This is a genomic window from Streptomyces hamibioticus (genome assembly GCF_047946815.1).
GTDB lineage: Bacteria > Actinomycetota > Actinomycetes > Streptomycetales > Streptomycetaceae > Streptomyces.
In genome coordinates this window covers 5,869,108-5,885,129 of record NZ_JBKKQY010000001.1, presented here as the reverse complement: position 1 = coordinate 5,885,129, position 16,022 = coordinate 5,869,108, and the positions used below count along the sequence as shown (strand labels likewise).

Genomic DNA, 16,022 nt, shown 5'->3' with positions numbered 1-16,022 from the left:
GGGAGCCGCGGTCAGTGCGCGGCGCCCACCACGAGCCAGATGAACAGCACTCCCCCGATCGTGCACAGCAGCGTCGAACGGGCCGGGTGCGCGTGGTGGGCCTCGGGCAGGATCTCGGCCGCCGCGAGGTAGAGCAGCGCTCCGCCGAACAGTCCGAGATAGCCGCCGAGCAGGGGCTCCGGAATCGTCACCAGGAGGGTGGAGGCCGCGCCCGCCACCGGCGCCACCGCGTCCGCGAACAGCATCGTGAGCGCGCGGCGTCGGGCGTTTCCGTACACCCTCGTCAGCGTGTACGTGTTGAAGCCGTCCGCGAAGTCGTGCGCGATCACGGCGACCGCGACGGCGGCGCCCATGCCGCCGCCCACCTGGAAGGCCGCCCCGATGGCCACGCCGTCCATCGCGCTGTGCCCGACCATCGCGGCGGCGGCGGTGAGGCCGACCTCGGGGTGCGGTCCGACGGCAGAGCCGTCGGACCGCTCTCCGCCGCGCCGTGCGCGGCCTGCCGGTGGGCGAGCAGACGTTCCACCAGATGAGCGAGCAGGAAGCCGCCGACGAAGAGCAGCAGGGCCGCCGGTACGCCGTGCACCTCGGTGCCGGCCGCCTCCAGGGACTCCGGCAGCAGCTCCAGGCCCACGACCCCGAGCATCAGCCCGCCGGCCAGGCCCAGCACCAGATGGCGGCGGTCGGTCACGCGGTGTGCCGTCCAGCCGCCGGCCAGCGTCATCAGGAACGCGCCGAGCGCGACGAAGACCGCCATGTGCCCTTCGTATCCGATCCGCACCGGCCCGCGCACGCGTGACAGCCGCTGACCGACCCGACCCACCCCGACCGCCCCGCAGGGACCGCCCCTGCGAGAAAGGACCGATTCCCATGGCCGACGCCCCCGCCGGCAAGGTGACCTTCGTCGGTGCCGGCCCCGGCGCCGCCGATCTGCTGACGTTCCGTGCCGCGCGCGCCATCGCCGAGGCCGACGTCGTGATCTGGGCGGCCAGCCTGGTCCAGGCGGAGGTCCTCCAGCACGCGCGTGAGGACGCGGAGGTGCTGGACTCGGCGACCATGTCGCTGGAGGACGTGGTGGCCGTCTACCGCCGCGCCCGGGAGAGCGGGCTGAAGGTCGCGCGCATCCACTCCGGCGACCCGGCGCTGTGGGGCGGGACGCAGGAGCAGCTCGACCGGTGCGCGGAGATCGGTATCGCCACCGAGGTGGTGCCCGGCGTGTCCGCCTTCTCGGCGGTCGCGGCGCTGGCGCAGCGGGAGCTGACCGTCCCGGAGGTCGCGCAGTCCGTCGTGCTGACCCGGCTGGGCGGCGGCAAGACGCCGATGCCTCCCGGCGAGGAGGTCCGGGAGTTCGCGAAGCACGGGACGACCATGGCGGTCTTCCTGTCGGCCGCCCGCAGCGGCCAGCTGGTGCGCGAGCTGCTGGAGGGCGGCTACCCCACCACCACCCCGGTCGTCGTCGCGTACCAGGCGACCTGGCCGGAGGAACTGGTCGTGAAGTGCACGATCGGCACGCTGGAGGAGACGGTCAAGGAGCACAAGCTGTGGAAGCACACGCTGTTCCTGGTCGGGCCGGCCCTGGACGCGCACGGCACCCGCTCGCACCTGTACCACCCGGGCCACTTCCACGGCTACCGCAGGGCCGACCCGCAGGCCCGCCGGGCGCTGCGTGAACGGGGTGCGAACACGTGATCACCGTGGTCGGTACGGGGACGGGGGCGGCGCCCGCCGACGACGTCCTCGCCGGTGCCGAACTGGTGGTGGGCGGCCGGCGGCACCTGGACGCCGTGCGGCTGCCGGACGGGGCCGAGCGGGTCGTGCTGGGGCCGCTCGCGCCCGCGCTCGACACCATCGAGGGCTATGCGGCCGAGGGGCGGCCGGTGGTCGTGCTGGCCTCCGGCGACCCGGGGTTCTTCGGGATCGTGCGGGTGCTGGCCGAGCGGTTCGGACCGGAGCGGCTGGACGTCCGGCCGGGCGTGTCCTCCGTCGCCGCCGCGTTCGCGCGGGCCGGGCTGCCCTGGGACGACGCCGTGGTCGCCAGCGCGCACGGGCGGGACCTGCGCACGGCGGTGAACCTGTGCCGGTCCCACCCCAAGGTCGCCGTGCTGACCGGGCCGGGCGCGGGGCCGGCGGAGCTGGGGGCCGCGCTCGGGGCGGACGCCCGGGTGCTCGTCGTGGCCTCCGCGCTGGGTTCCGCGGACGAGCGGGTGGAGCGGGTGACGCCCGCCGAGGCCGCCGCCCGGGACTGGGGACCGGCGGTGAGCGTGGTGCTGTGCCTGGACGAGGCGCGGGCGCTGGGCCCGGTGCGCACGGTCGCGGGGACGCCGGCCGGGCCCGGCCGGTGGGCGCTGGACGAGGCCGCGTTCGCCCACCGCGACTCGATGATCACCAAATTCGAGGTGCGGGCGCTGGCACTGGCCCGGCTCGGGCCCCGGCCGGGCGACCTGGTGTGGGACGTCGGCGCGGGCTCGGGGTCGGTGGCCGTGGAGTGCGCGCGGCTGGGCGCCGCCGTCACCGCGGTCGAGAAGACGCTCGACGGCGTGCGGCGGATCCGCGCCAACGCCGCCGCGCACGGCGTCGACCTGCGGGTGGTGCACGGGACGGCGCCCTCGGCGCTGTCCGGCCTCGACGACCCCGACGCCGTGTTCGTCGGCGGCGGTGGGCGCGAGCTGCCCGCCGTGGTCGCGGCGTGCGCGCGGCGCGCGCGGCGGGCCGTGGTCGTGGCGCTGGCCGCCCTCGACCGGGTGCCGGCCGCCCGCCGGGCGCTGCTGGACGCCGGGCTGGAGTGCGACGGCGTGCTGCTCCAATCCTCCCGGCTCGCGCCGCTGCCCGGGGACGTGACCCGGCTCGCGGCGACCAATCCCGTCTTCCTGCTGTGGGGCGTCAGACCTCACGCCCGTACCGAAGGAGTAGCCCAGTGATCGGCCTCATTTCCGCCACCGCGGCGGGAGCGGTGGCGCGGGACCGGCTGGCCGCGGCGTGGCCGGACCGGACGCGCGTGTACGACGGCCCCGTGGCGGACGCCGTGCGGACCGCCTTCGCCGAGTGCGACCGGCTCGTGTGCTTCCTGGCCACGGGAGCCGTGGTCCGGCTGGTGGCCCCGCTGCTGGCGGACAAGCGGACCGACCCCGGTGTGGTGTGCGTCGACGAGGGCGGGCGGTTCGCCGTGTCGCTGCTCGGCGGGCACGGCGGCGGGGCCAATGAGCTGGCCCGCGAGGTGGGCGAGGTGCTGGGCGCCGAGCCGGTGGTCACCACCGCGACCGATGCGGCCGGCCTGCCCGGCCTGGACACCCTCGGACTGCCCGTCGAGGGCGATGTCGCCGGGGTGTCGCGGGCGCTGCTGGACGGGGAGCCGGTGGCGCTCGCGGCCGAGGTGCCCTGGCCGCTGCCGCCGCTGCCACTGGCCGCCGAGGGCCGGTACACGATCCGTCTGACGGACCGTCTGACCGAGTGCGCCGAGCGGGAGGTCGTGCTGCGCCCGCCGTCGCTCGTGGTGGGCGTCGGCGCCTCCCGGGGTGTCCCGGCCGACGAGGTGCTCGCTCTGGTCGAGGCCGCCCTGCGGGACGCCGGCCTGGCCGCCGCGTCCGTCGCCGAACTGGCCACGGTGGACGCCAAGGCGGAGGAGCCGGGCGTTCTCGCGGCGGCCGAGCGGCTCGGCGTGCCCGTGGTGACGTACTCCGCCGAACGGCTGGCGGGGGTCGCCGTGCCCAACCCGTCCGACGCGCCGCTGGCCGCCGTCGGCACGCCGTCCGTCGCCGAGGCCGCGGCGCTGGCCGGCGGGGGCGAACTGCTGGTGCCCAAGCGCAAGTCGCGGCGCCCGGACGGCCGGCCCGCCATGGCGACCTGCGCCGTCGTACGGCGGCCGGGGCGTGGCCGGCTCGCGGTGGTCGGGCTCGGGCCGGGCGCCCGGGACCTGCTCACGCCGCGCGCGACGGCGGAGCTGCGGCGGGCGTCCGTGCTGGTCGGGCTCGACCAGTACGTCGACCAGATCCGCGACCTGCTGCGGCCCGGCACCCGGGTCCTCCAGTCGGGGCTCGGCGCCGAGGAGGAGCGGGCCCGGACGGCCGTCGAGGAGGCCCGGCGCGGGCAGGCCGTCGCGCTGATCGGCAGCGGGGACGCGGGCGTGTACGCCATGGCGTCTCCCGCGCTCGCCGAGGCCTCCGACGACATCGACGTGGTCGGGGTGCCGGGCGTGACGGCGGCGCTGGCGGCCGGGGCGATCCTGGGGGCGCCGCTCGGCCACGACCACGTCTCCATCAGCCTGTCCGACCTGCACACGCCGTGGGAGGTCATCGAGCGGCGGGTGCGGGCGTCGGCCGAGGCCGACCTCGTGGTGACGTTCTACAACCCGCGCAGCCGGGGCCGCGACTGGCAGCTGCCCAAGGCCCTGGCCGTCCTGGCCGGGCACCGGGAGCCGGCCACGCCGGTCGGGATCGTGCGCAACGCCTCCCGCGCCGACGAGTCCAGCCGGCTGACCACGCTGGCGGAACTCGACCCGGCCACGGTCGACATGATGACCGTGGTGACGGTGGGCAACACCGCCACCCGTGAGATCGCGGGGCGGATGGTGACCCCGCGCGGCTACCGCTGGCAGGCCGCATCGACGAGCGGCTCCGCCGCGGGACCGGAGGAGCCGAAGTGAACCGCGTCGTCCACCCCATCGAGCAGGAGTCCTTCCGGCGGCTGCGCGCCCGCCTGGACACCTCGCACTTCCCGCCGCTGACCCGGGCGGTGGTGGAGCGCGTCATCCACTCCGCCGCCGACCTGGAGTACGCCACCGACCTGGTGATGGACGAGGCCGAGCTGGTGCGGGCGCATGCCGCGCTACACGCCGGGGCGCCCGTCGTGGCCGACGTGGAGATGGTCGCGGCCGGGATCACCCGGCGGGAGACCGTCTGCCGGCTGAAGGACGCCGAGTCCGGTCCCGGCCTGACACGTTCGGCGCACGCGATGCGGCTGGCGTACGAACAGGTCGGCCCCGGGGCGCTGTGGGTGATCGGCTGTGCGCCCACCGCGCTGGAGGAGCTGCTGACCCTGGGCGCCGATCCGGCGCTCGTCATCGGGCTGCCCGTCGGTTTCGTCGGCGCCGCCGAGTCCAAGGCCGCGTTGCGCGAGAGCGGGCTGCCCGCCGTGAGCAACGTGTCCGAGAAGGGCGGGTCGGCGGTCGCCGCCGCCGCGCTCAACGCCCTGCTGTACCACACCGCTTCTGCCGAGGAGAAACTGTGACCACGCCGCCCGCCCTGCTCATCGCCGGCCACGGCACCCGGGACGAGGCCGGAGCCGAGGCGTTCCGCGACTTCGTACGGGAACTGGGCCGCCGCCACCCCGAACTGCCCGTCGCCGGCGGCTTCATCGAGCTGTCCCCGCCGCCGCTGGGCGAGGCGGTCACCGAGCTGGTGGAGCGGGGCGTACGCCGGTTCGCCGCGGTGCCGCTGATGCTGGTGTCCGCCGGGCACGCCAAGGGCGACATCCCGGCCGCGCTGGCCCGCGAGAAGGAGCGCCACCCCGGGATCTCGTACGCCTACGGCCGTCCGCTGGGCCCGCACCCGGCGCTGCTGAGCGTGCTGGAGCGGCGGCTGGACGAGGCGGCCGACCCCTCCTGGGACCGCTCCGAGGTGACCGTGCTGCTGGTCGGGCGCGGCTCGACGGACCCGGACGCCAACGCGGAGGTGTTCAAGGCGGCGCGGCTGCTGTGGGAGGGGCGCGGGTACGCCGGTGTGGAGACGGCGTTCGTGTCGCTGGCGAAGCCGGACGTGCCGGGCGGCCTGGAGAGGTGCCTGAAGCTGGGGGCACGGCGGATCGTGGTCCTGCCGTACTTCCTGTTCACCGGCATCCTGCCGGACCGGGTGCGGAAGCAGACCGGGGAGTGGGCCGCCGCGCACCCGGAGGCGGAGGTGCGCTCGGCGGACGTCATCGGGCCCGAGCAGGAGCTGCTGGACCTGGTGTGGGAGCGGTACGAGGAGGCCGTCGGGGGCGATCTGCGGATGAACTGCGATTCCTGCGTGTACCGGGTCGCGCTGCCGGGCTTCGAGGACAAGGTGGGGCTGCCGCAGCAGCCGCACTTCCACCCCGACGACGACGGCCACCACCATCACGGACACGGTCATGTCCACTCCCACGCCCACTGAGCCCGGGGCGGCCGGGCCCGACCTGCGGCACCACGGGGACGCCGAGGTCCGCGACGACGGCGCGGCGCTGGTGGACCTCGCGGTGAACGTCCGCGCGGACACCCCGCCGCCGTGGCTGCGCGAGCACATCGCCGCCTCGCTCAGCTCGCTGGCGGCCTACCCGGACGGCCGGGCCGCGCGGGCGGCGGTGGCGGCGCGGCACGGGCTGCCGGCGGAGCGGGTGCTGCTGACGGCGGGCGCGGCGGAGGCGTTCGTGCTGCTGGCGCGGGCGCTGAAGGTGCGCCGGCCGGTCGTCGTCCACCCCCAGTTCACCGAGCCGGAGGCGGCGCTGCGGGACGCGGGCTACAGCGTGGACCGGGTGCTGCTGCGGGCCGGGGACGGCTTCCGGCTCGACCCGGCGGCGGTGCCCGAAGGCGCCGACCTGGTGGTGGTCGGCAATCCGACCAACCCGACGTCGGTGCTGCACCCGGCGGCCACGCTCCGCCGACTGGCCCGTCCCGGGCGGACGCTGGTCGTGGACGAGGCGTTCATGGACGCCGTGCCGGGCGAGCGGGAGGCGCTGGCCGGGCACACGGACGTGCCTGGCCTCGTCGTGCTGCGCAGCCTGACCAAGACCTGGGGACTGGCCGGGCTGCGCATCGGCTACGTGCTGGCGGCGCCGGAGACCGTCGCGGAACTCCAGCGGGCCCAGCCGCTGTGGCCGGTGTCCACGCCCGCGCTCGCGGCGGCCGAGGCGTGCGTGACCCCGCGGGCGCTCGCGGAGGCCGGGCACGCAGCCCACCGCGTCGCCGCCGACCGCGCCCATCTCGTCGCCGGACTGCGCGGGCTCGCCCCGGCGGGACTGCGGGTCGCGGAACCCGCGGAGGGCCCCTTCGTCCTGGTCCGGCTGCCGGACGCCGCGGCCGTACGCCACCGGCTGCGCGGCCTCGGCTACGCGGTCCGGCGCGGGGACACGTTCCCGGGGCTCGGCGAGGACTGGCTGCGGCTGGCGGTGCGGGACCGGGACACGACGGACGGCTTCCTGCGGGCGCTGGAACGGGCGCTGACACCTCCGCCTCGCACATGACGGCCTGGCCGATCACGTCGCCCTCGCCGATGAGGGCCGCACGCTTGGTGGGGTGGCTCGACCGTCGTCGCCGACGGGGCGGATGCGGTGCGAAGGAGCCTCCCACCTCAGCGCCACCCCCTCTCGGACGCATGTAGGCGGTTCGCCTGATCAGCGCGTTCCACGGGGGCGCTGGTGCGGCTGTCCGCGTGGCGATGGTGCCGTCCCTTGTGGCTGCGCTGGCCGTCTGCCGCCGCAGGGCGGGGTCACGCGGTGGCCGTGTCCTGGCTGCGGGTGCGCGCGGTGAGGGCGTCGGCGGCGGTGGGGTAGACGGGCAGCAGGGTGCTCAGGCCGGTGAGGTCCAGCATCCGCTGAAGCCGGTCGGGGACGGCGGAAAGGACCAGGGTTCCGTCGGCTGCCGTGGCGCAGCGCCAGATTCCGACCAGGGCGCTGAAGCCGGAGGAGTCGCAGAAGGTGACGGCCTCAAGGTCCAGGATCAGGTGGCGGTGACCTTGCTCGATCAGGGCCAGTGCCTGGGTGCGCAGGTCCGGGGCGGTGGAGAAGTCGAGTTCCCCTGCGATGCCGGCGAGGGCCAGGCCGTCGTCGGTGTGCTGCGGGGTGAGGCGGAAGTCGGTCACGTTCGGCTCTCCGGCTTCTCGTCGGCGGGGGCGATGGTGTGGGCGGCGGCGGTGACGCCGTCGGCCACGGCGTCGGTGGGGGGCACGGACAGGGCCAGCAGGGCGATGTCGTCACCGGCGCTCTCGGGCAGGGACTCGATGAGGGCGACCGTGTCTTCGATGACTGCCGTGGCGCTGTTGGGTGCGGTGCGGGCGGTGAGGAAGCCGGTCAGGCCCGCTTCGCCGAGCATTTCGCCGCCGGCGGCGCGGGCCTCGGTCAGCCCGTCGGTGTACAGCAGCAGCCCTTCGCCAGGGGCGAGGTGGAAGGTGCGAGAGGCGAAGCGCGCCTCGGCGAAGGCGCCGATGAGCATGCCGCCCTGGGGGCGCACCCCTTCCACCGTCCCCCGGCCGCGCAGGTGGTAGGCCGGGGGGTGGCCGCCGGTGGACACCGTGACGGTGAAGCCCTCCTGCTCGTGCGGCTCGAGGACGCCGAAGACGGCCGTGCAGAACCGGCTGCCGATAGCCGGGTCGAGCAGCAGCGCCGTGTTCAGCGAAGTGAGGACCACGTCGGGGTCCGGGTCGATCAATGCGGCGGCGCGCAGGGTGTAGCGGGTCAGGGACGTTACGGCGGCGGCTTCGGGCCCCTTGCCGCACACGTCCCCGAGGAAGAACGCCCACTTCTTCCCGCCCAGGGGAAAGACGTCGTAGAAGTCACCGCCCACGTCCTGCGGGGATGCGGTGATGTAGTGGCAGGCCAGCTCCAGCCCGGCCACCACCGGAAGCGTCGGCGGCAGCAGGGTGCGCTGGAGGGTGGAGGCGAACGTCTGGATGACGCTCTTGTCCTGCTCCGCGCGCTGCCGGGCCTCCTCCTGCACCCGGCGCCGCTCCTGCTCCAGGCGCAGGGCGTTCAGAGCCGACAGGCGCATCTCCATCTCGTCCAGCACGATCGCGGCCAGGTCCGCGAGGGTGGCGGTGTCGTCCTCGGTGACCGAGCGCGGCCGGGTGTCGAGGATGTTGACCGTGCCCAGCCGGTGCCCGTCATGCGTGATGATCGGGGCGGCGGCGTAGAAACGGACCGCCATCGGACCGGTGACCAGGCCGTTGTTGCAGGCGACGGGGTCGGCGAGAGTGTCGGGGATCACCATGGCCTCGTCGGAGAGGATCGCCGAGCCACACAGGCCCGGCTCCCGGTTGATCTCGCTCACGCCCTCCACCCCGTGGGCGGCCTTGAACCAGATCCGGTCCTCGTCCACGATCGTCACGCTCGCCACCGGCACGTCGAACAGCCGGGCGGCCATCGCCGCGACACGGTCGAACGCGCCGTCCGGCGGGGTGTCGAGGATGTCGTAGCGGCGCACCGCCTCCATGCGGGCCGTTTCCTCCACCGCGCTGAGCGCCCTCCGCACCGGCCCCCCGGCCGAGGGCACGGCGTGTCCCGCTTGCGGCATGTCTACCTCTCCCAGCCCGCCGGCCCGGATGGTCGGCGCCTGCGGAAGCGTAGACCAGCCTCCTGCCGTCGAAAAACCAGTGAGTAGGTGAGGTACAGGAAGTACCAGTGAGGACGATCTTGCCTGGGTCTCCCGCTCCGCGGACGTTTTGGCGAACTGCCGCCCACGACCAGCGTGCGTACCCCGGGAACCGGTCACACCAGCTCTCTGACGTGCGGTTTCACGTTGGCGGAGGCGAGCCGGGCGGACACCTCCTCCGTGTTCCGACGTGCTGACCTGGTCTTCCTGGGCAGTCTCGGACGCGACCCGCCAAACGCCTTCTTCAGGGTGCGGCGGTCCCCACTGCGCCTTCCGCTCGGCCGGAGGGGGAAGCGGGGCCGGACGGCTGTGCCCCGGCCGGTCCCCGCGCCCCGCCGGGCCACCGGTTCCCGGGATGCATGGCCGGCCGTCGGGCCGCCGCCCTCCGGGCCGCGCTGCGGGTGGTCAACTCCTCCTGCGCCTGGCCAGGACCAGAGTGCCGCCGCCCGCCACCACCAGGGCGAGGGCGCCGGCGGCCACGTACGGCGTCGCCGAGCTGCCGCCGGTCTCGGCCAGGCCGGCCCGGGCGGGCGCGCCCTGGGGCTTGACGTCGGCCACCGGCTCCCCGGGCCCCCCGGCTTCCGCGGGCGGCGGCTCGGGCGCGTCCTCGGCGGCCGGCGCCTCGCAGGTCGCCTTCGCCAGGGTGACCGTGCCGTCGACCTCGGCCACGTTCAGGTCCAGCGGGTCGACGGACACCTTCAGTTCGAGCGCGGTGGCGGCGGCCGTGCGGGAGGTGGTCTCCGTCCTCGACAGGTCGAGCCGCACCTCGCCCACGCCCGGCACCTTGACGTCGGTCGGGCCGCCGGTGGTCAGCGTGACCTTCTTGCCGAGGACCGTGACCGACCCGAGCAGGTTCGCGTCCGCGACCGGCTGCCGGCCGGCCTCGCAGGTGGCACGGGACGTGACCTTCTCGACCTCGATGAGGGACAGCAGCGGCAGGCCGGGCAGGTGGACCCTGGCGCGGGCCAGCTCGGTGCTGCCCTCGGCCTTGGTGCCGGTCACCGTCGCCTTCGCGTCCGCGACGTCCGCGCGGAGCACGCTGAAGGGCCTGCCGCCGTCGACGCCGTCGAGCGTGGCGGTCAGCGCGGTCCTGCGCGCGCTGCCAGGCGCCTGCACCTCGTTGAGCGAGACCGCGAGCGGGACCTGCACGGTCTTGTTGAGCAGGCCGACGTCCAGCCCGGCGCGCAGCACGACGGCGCCCGCGCGGCCCTGCTCGTCGGTGGCGTGCGCGGTGCCCGCGCCGGCCAGGGCCGCGGGACCGGCGGCCAGGGCCGTGGCCGCCGCGGCGGTGACCAGGCGGCGTGCGGGCATGCGGAAGGTGTTGCGGTTCACGTGGTGGGACCCCCCAGGGAGACATGCGTGCGGGGCACGCATGAGCGATGTGCTCGGGACCCGGAAAGGATGTCCCCGCCCGCCGCGGACCGTCAGCGATCCGAGGGCACTTCACCCCATCGTGGATACTTCGACAGATCTTTCGAATCACCCGGCACGGGTGTTCCCCCACGTCACTCGCGTCGGCTATCCGACGACCCGCCCGCGCAGCACCACCCGGCGCGGAGCGCCGAGCACGCGCACGTCGGCGCGCGGGTCCGCCTCGTAGACCACCAGGTCCGCCGGTGCCCCCTCGGTCAGGCCGGGCCGGCCCAGCCACTCCCGGGCGGCCCAGGTCGTGGCGGCCAGCGCCCGGACGGGCGGGATGCCCGCGGTGACCAGCTCGGCGACCTCCGCCGCCGCCAGGCCGTGCGGGAGGGAGCCGCCCGCGTCGGTGCCGACGTAGACCGGGATGCCGGCGTCGTAGGCGTTGCGGACGGTGTCGTAGCGGCGGGCGTGCAGCCGGCGCATGTGCTCCGACCAGCGCGGGAACTTGGCCTCGCCGCCGTCGGCGAGCCTGGGGAACGTCGCGATGTTGACCAGGGTGGGGACGATGGCGACGCCGCGCTCGGCGAACAGCGGGATCGTGTCGTCGGTCAGGCCGGTGGCGTGCTCGACGCAGTCGATGCCGGCCTCGACCAGATCGCGCAGGGAGTCCTCGGCGAAGCAGTGCGCGGTGACGCGGGCGCCCAGGCGGTGGGCCTCGGCGATGGCCGCCTCCACCGCGCCGCGCGGCCAGCAGGCCGACAGGTCGCCGAGGTCGCGGTCGATCCAGTCGCCGACCAGCTTGACCCAGCCGTCGCCCCGGCGGGCCTCCTGGGCGACATGGGCGACGAGGTCTTCGGGCTCGACCTCCCAGGCGTAGTTGCGGATGTAGCGGCGGGTGCGGGCGATGTGCCGGCCGGCCCGGATGATCTTCGGCAGGTCCTCGCGGTCGTCGATCCACCGGGTGTCGGAGGGCGAGCCCGCGTCGCGGATCAGCAGCGTGCCGGCGTCCCGGTCGGTCAGCGCCTGCTTCTCGGCGACGTCCTCGGGGACCGCGCCGTGCCGGTCGAGGCCCACGTGGCAGTGCGCGTCGACCAGACCGGGCAGCGCCCAGCCCTCCACCGTGCGTATGTCACCGGCTCCGGTGGGGCGGTCGTAGGAGATCCGGCCGTCGACGACCCACAATTCGTCGCGGATCTCCTCCGGCCCGACGAGCACCCGACCCTTCACGTGCAGCACCGCGCGATCGCTCATGTTCCGCACCTTAGACGGTGGCTCGGGAGGCCGTCCGGCCCGGCCCGTCGCCGGATCGGGCCGCGGCCCGGGCGCGCAGTTCCGTGGCGTGTCCGGCCGCCACGGCGCTCGCGGCGGCGGTGGGGGCCAGGACGGCGACGCCGGGGTCGACGTGTAGCCGGGGGCCTCGTCCGAGGCGCAGCCGTCGCCGTCGGCGGTCTCGCGGCGGAACCGGAGCGGCAGAGGGGAGATCGAACGGTCGACGGCGCCCACGACGTGCCCGGAGAGGCCCGGATGCCCGGTGGTCCGGCAGGGCGGGAGCGGAGCGGAGCCCGTGCCGCACCGCCCTCCGCCCGCATCGCGGCGAACGCCAGGCACGGCGCGCCCCACGCGTACAGCACGAGGGCCGCCGGCGCGGCGCCGCGGCGGCCGCGGCGAGGACGCAAAGCCGGGCGCCGGGCGGGGCTCCCGGAGCCGAAGGGCGCCGGTCCGGCGCGCACGGGCGTGCGGTGCACGGGCGTCCGGTCGCCGCGGCGGGTGAGGACGACGGCCGACACCACGGCGACCAGTGCGAGCAGCAGGAGGGCGGACACGGGCCCGGCCCACCAGCCCGTCGATCACCGCCGCCAGGGCGGAAGCCACGATTCCGGCCGTGGGGGTGTCGCAACGGATGCCCTCCGGCGCGAGTGGGCCGAGGGGCCGCGGTTACTCTCGACTGCATACGCTCCGTACATCCTGTCCGTGATCGAACTCCGTACACCCCGTCCGTGATGGAAAAGAGCAGCGCCGTGACCCACCCCCTCCTGGACCTCGCACCGCTGAGCGCCGGCCGCTTCGCCTCGATCGAGGACCGGGTGGCGCGGCTGCTCGGCACCACCCAGGACGTCGTGATCATGCAGGGCGAGGCGCTGCTGCCGCTGGAGGGCGCGATCCGCGGGACGGCCGGGCCGGACACCGTGGCGCTGAACGTGATCACCGGGCCGTACGGCCAGACGTTCGGGAACTGGCTGCGGGACTGCGGCGCGACGGTGCACGACCTGTCCGTGCCGTTCCACACGGCCGTGACGGCGGAGCGGGTCCGTGCGGCCCTCGACGAGCACCCGGAGATCGACTTCGTGTCGCTGGTGCACGCGGAGGCGGCGACCGGCAACACCAACCCGGTGGCGGAGATCGGCGAGGTGGTCAAGGAGCACGGCGCGCTGTTCTATCTGGACGCCGTCGCCTCCGTGGGCGCCGAGCCGCTGCTGCCGGACGCGTGGGGCGTGGACCTGTGCGTGATCGGGGCCCAGAAGGCGATGGGCGGCCCGGCAGGCGTGTCGGCGGTGTCGGTGAGCGAGCGGGCGTGGGCGCGGATGGCCGCGAACCCCGGGGCACCGCGCCGGTCGTACCTGTCGCTGCTGGACTGGAAGGAGCGCTGGATCGACGGCGGGCGCACGGCGCTGCTGCACGCTCCGGCGCAGCTGGAGATGCTGGCCCTGGAGGCGTGCGTCGAGCGGATCGAGGCGGCGGGGCCGGACGCGGTGATGGCGCGGCACGCGGCGGCCGCGGCGGCCACCCGGGCCGGGGCGCTCGCGCTGGGCGGGGGGCTGGAGCCGTACGTGCACGACGCCCGCGAGGCGGCGCCGGTCGCGACCACGCTGCGGGCGCCGGCGGGGATCGACGCCTCGGAGCTGGTGGCGCGTGCGCTGGCGTCCGACCCGGCGCTGCCGCTGGCCGCGGGCGGGGGCGCGCTGGCCAAGGAGATGATCCGGGTCAACCACTACGGGCCGGACGCGGCCCTCGGGACCGTGCACGGGTGCCTGGCGGCGCTCGGTGCCGCCCTGACGGAGAAGGGCCTGCCGGCCGATGCGGAAGCCGCCCGTGTGGCCGTCGAGAACGCCTGGCTGAATTCGAAGTAATTCCCCAACCTCCGACAAGCAGATTTATGGAATTCCTCCGGGGTAGCTTCCCGTAGTTCTTATGCCCGCTTTTCGGGAAGCTAAACACAAAGATTCGGCAGACCCAAGGTCGGCATTTCGGACGGGCTTCACACGGGTTACATGATTGTGACCCGTTCCACATGGCGTCCGGTTCGCCCCATATTTCCGGGGCAAATCGCCCAAATCCCTGAGCTCTCGCGCGGACCTACGCGCCCGCGTGATAACACATGAGCCGCCCATCCGTAACCCCCTTCGGCGATGCAATTTTGAATTTCTCTCGGTAAATTCAATTTGCATGACTGCCGCACAAGCAGACCTGCAAATCGATCGCCCGAGAGTGGCGGACGGCGCCGCTCTGTGGCGGATAGCCAGGGATTCCAAGGTCCTCGACCTGAACTCGTCCTACAGCTATCTGCTGTGGTGCCGCGACTTCGCCGCCACCTCGGCCGTCGTCCGCGACGAGCGCGGGGAGCCGGTCGGCTTCATCACCGGCTACGTACGGCCGGACCGGCCGGACACCCTGCTCGTGTGGCAGGTGGCGGTCGACGAGGCGTACCGCGGGCGCGGGCTCGCCGCCTCGCTGCTCGACGGGCTGGTCGCGCGGACCCTGGCGGACCGCGGGCTGACCACCGTCGAGACCACCATCAGCCCGGGCAACACCGCGTCCGAGCGGCTGTTCACCGCGTTCGCCGAGCGCCACGGCGCCCGGCTGGAGCGCGAGGTGCTGTTCGACACCGACGTGTTCCCGGACGGTCCGCACGACCCCGAGGTGCTGTACCGCATCGGCCCGCTGCAGCCGGCCTGAGCCGGCGCCGCGCCGCCCCACCGACTTCTGTTCGACCTCCCCTGCCACAGACCTCACGCAACGAGGAGCGATTCGTCGTGACCATCACCCAGCCCGACCTGAGCGTATTCGAGACCCTGGAGTCCGAGGTACGCAGCTACTGCCGCGGCTGGCCCACAGTCTTCGACCGTGCGCACGGCAGCCGCATGTACGACGAGGACGGCCACGAGTACCTCGACTTCTTCGCCGGAGCGGGCTCCCTCAACTACGGGCACAACAACCCCGTGCTGAAACGGGCGCTGATCGACTACCTGGAACGGGACGGCGTCACGCACGGGCTCGACATGTCGACCACCGCCAAGCGCCGCTTCCTGGAGACCTTCCAGAACCTGATCCTGCGCCCGCGCGACCTGCCGTACAAGGTCATGTTCCCGGGCCCGACGGGCACCAACGCCGTGGAGTCGGCGCTGAAGCTGGCCCGGAAGGTCAAGGGCCGCGAGTCGGTCGTGTCCTTCACCAACGCCTTCCACGGCATGTCGCTGGGCTCGCTCGCCGTCACCGGCAACGCCTTCAAGCGGGCCGGCGCCGGCATTCCGCTGGTGCACGGCACGCCGATGCCGTTCGACAACTACTTCGACGGCACGGTCGAGGACTTCCTCTGGTTCGAGCGGCTGCTGGAGGACCAGGGCTCCGGCCTGAACAAGCCGGCCGCCGTGATCGTCGAGACGGTGCAGGGCGAGGGCGGCATCAACGTGGCCCGCGCCGAGTGGCTGCGCGCCCTGGCCGACCTGTGCGAGCGGCAGGACATGCTGCTGATCGTGGACGACATCCAGATGGGCTGCGGCCGTACCGGCGCGTTCTTCTCCTTCGAGGAGGCGGGCATCACGCCGGACATCGTCACCGTCTCCAAGTCGATCAGCGGCTACGGCCTGCCCATGGCGCTGACCCTGTTCAAGCCCGAGCTGGACATCTGGGAGCCGGGTGAGCACAACGGCACCTTCCGCGGCAACAACCCGGCGTTCGTCACGGCGACCGCCGCCCTGGAGGCCTACTGGGCCGACGGGTCGGCGATGGAGAAGCAGACCCGCACCCGCGGCGAGCAGGTCGAGCAGCACCTGATCTCCATCACCGAGGAGAACCTCGCCGACGTCAAGGAGTACCGCGGCCGAGGCCTGGTCTGGGGCATGGAGTTCCACGACAAGGAGCGGGCCGGCAAGGTCGCCAAGCGCGCCTTCGAGCTCGGTCTGCTGATCGAGACGTCCGGCCCGGAGAGCGAGGTCGTGAAACTGCTCCCGGCCCTCACCGTCACCCCCGACGAGCTGGACGAGGGCCTGAAGACCCTCGCCCGCGCCGTACGCGAGACCGCCTGACCCGTCCGGCGGGCGTCCCGTCCGCCGGACTCACGCAACACCCACCT

Annotated in this window: 13 protein-coding genes and 1 pseudogene; 9 read left to right on the top strand and 5 right to left on the bottom strand. The window is 74.3% G+C overall.

Annotation, left to right across the window (positions count from 1 at the left end):
* Positions 1 to 11: 11 nt before the first annotated feature.
* Positions 12 to 757, bottom strand: a pseudogene (locus tag ACLGIH_RS26685) (ZIP family metal transporter).
* 113 nt (positions 758 to 870) lie between these two features.
* On the opposite strand from ACLGIH_RS26685, the gene cobM reads away from it, so the two are divergent.
* From cobM to cobC, 6 genes are read left to right on the top strand one after another with little or no spacing between them, the layout of a single operon-like run.
* Entirely contained in the window at positions 871 to 1,689 is an 819-nt protein-coding gene (cobM, locus tag ACLGIH_RS26680) for a precorrin-4 C(11)-methyltransferase (protein ID WP_416527823.1), read from the top strand.
* Positions 1,686 to 2,918 carry a precorrin-6y C5,15-methyltransferase (decarboxylating) subunit CbiE gene (cbiE, locus tag ACLGIH_RS26675; RefSeq protein ID WP_416527822.1) on the top strand — a complete coding sequence of 411 codons (1,233 nt, stop codon included), beginning with the start codon at positions 1,686 to 1,688 and terminating at the stop codon, positions 2,916 to 2,918. The genes cobM and cbiE overlap by 4 nt, the downstream gene beginning before the upstream one ends.
* Positions 2,915 to 4,639 (top strand): precorrin-3B C(17)-methyltransferase, encoded by a 1,725-nt coding sequence (cobJ, locus tag ACLGIH_RS26670; protein WP_416527821.1) that lies wholly within the window; start codon positions 2,915 to 2,917, stop codon positions 4,637 to 4,639. Before cbiE ends, cobJ begins: the two co-directional genes overlap by 4 nt.
* Positions 4,636 to 5,223 carry a precorrin-8X methylmutase gene (locus ACLGIH_RS26665; protein WP_416527820.1) on the top strand — a complete coding sequence of 196 codons (588 nt, stop codon included), beginning with the start codon at positions 4,636 to 4,638 and terminating at the stop codon, positions 5,221 to 5,223. Before cobJ ends, ACLGIH_RS26665 begins: the two co-directional genes overlap by 4 nt.
* Positions 5,220 to 6,125 (top strand): sirohydrochlorin chelatase, encoded by a 906-nt coding sequence (locus ACLGIH_RS26660; protein ID WP_416527819.1) that lies wholly within the window; start codon positions 5,220 to 5,222, stop codon positions 6,123 to 6,125. Before ACLGIH_RS26665 ends, ACLGIH_RS26660 begins: the two co-directional genes overlap by 4 nt.
* The gene (gene cobC / locus ACLGIH_RS26655) at positions 6,103 to 7,191 is read left to right on the top strand and encodes an Rv2231c family histidinol phosphate aminotransferase CobC (protein ID WP_416527818.1); all 1,089 of its coding nucleotides are present in this window, start codon (positions 6,103 to 6,105) and stop codon (positions 7,189 to 7,191) included. The genes ACLGIH_RS26660 and cobC overlap by 23 nt, the downstream gene beginning before the upstream one ends.
* Positions 7,192 to 7,436: 245 nt before the next feature.
* On the opposite strand, the gene ACLGIH_RS26650 is transcribed toward cobC, so the two are convergent.
* The 4 genes from ACLGIH_RS26650 to ACLGIH_RS26635 all read right to left on the bottom strand — a co-directional run bounded on the left by ACLGIH_RS26650 (position 7,437) and on the right by ACLGIH_RS26635 (position 11,923).
* Positions 7,437 to 7,808 (bottom strand): STAS domain-containing protein, encoded by a 372-nt coding sequence (locus ACLGIH_RS26650; RefSeq protein ID WP_416527817.1) that lies wholly within the window; start codon positions 7,806 to 7,808, stop codon positions 7,437 to 7,439.
* Positions 7,805 to 9,235 (bottom strand): PP2C family protein-serine/threonine phosphatase, encoded by a 1,431-nt coding sequence (locus ACLGIH_RS26645; protein ID WP_416527816.1) that lies wholly within the window; start codon positions 9,233 to 9,235, stop codon positions 7,805 to 7,807. The genes ACLGIH_RS26650 and ACLGIH_RS26645 overlap by 4 nt, the downstream gene beginning before the upstream one ends.
* 483 nt (positions 9,236 to 9,718) lie before the next feature.
* Positions 9,719 to 10,645 carry an SCO1860 family LAETG-anchored protein gene (locus tag ACLGIH_RS26640; protein ID WP_416527815.1) on the bottom strand — a complete coding sequence of 309 codons (927 nt, stop codon included), beginning with the start codon at positions 10,643 to 10,645 and terminating at the stop codon, positions 9,719 to 9,721.
* 186 nt (positions 10,646 to 10,831) lie between these two features.
* Positions 10,832 to 11,923, bottom strand: coding sequence for an amidohydrolase family protein (locus ACLGIH_RS26635; RefSeq protein WP_416527814.1), 1,092 nt, complete (start codon positions 11,921 to 11,923; stop codon positions 10,832 to 10,834).
* A 767-nt stretch (positions 11,924 to 12,690) separates the two neighbouring features.
* Between ACLGIH_RS26635 and ACLGIH_RS26630 the strand changes: the two genes are divergently transcribed.
* From ACLGIH_RS26630 to ectB, 3 genes are all read left to right on the top strand, one after another.
* Positions 12,691 to 13,800 (top strand): pyridoxal-phosphate-dependent aminotransferase family protein, encoded by a 1,110-nt coding sequence (locus tag ACLGIH_RS26630; protein ID WP_416527813.1) that lies wholly within the window; start codon positions 12,691 to 12,693, stop codon positions 13,798 to 13,800.
* A 316-nt stretch (positions 13,801 to 14,116) separates the two neighbouring features.
* Positions 14,117 to 14,626, top strand: a complete 510-nt coding sequence (gene ectA, locus ACLGIH_RS26625) for a diaminobutyrate acetyltransferase (RefSeq protein WP_416527812.1) — start codon at positions 14,117 to 14,119, stop codon at positions 14,624 to 14,626.
* A 77-nt stretch (positions 14,627 to 14,703) separates the two neighbouring features.
* Positions 14,704 to 15,975, top strand: a complete 1,272-nt coding sequence (gene ectB / locus ACLGIH_RS26620) for a diaminobutyrate--2-oxoglutarate transaminase (protein WP_416527811.1) — start codon at positions 14,704 to 14,706, stop codon at positions 15,973 to 15,975.
* Positions 15,976 to 16,022 lie beyond the last annotated feature (47 nt).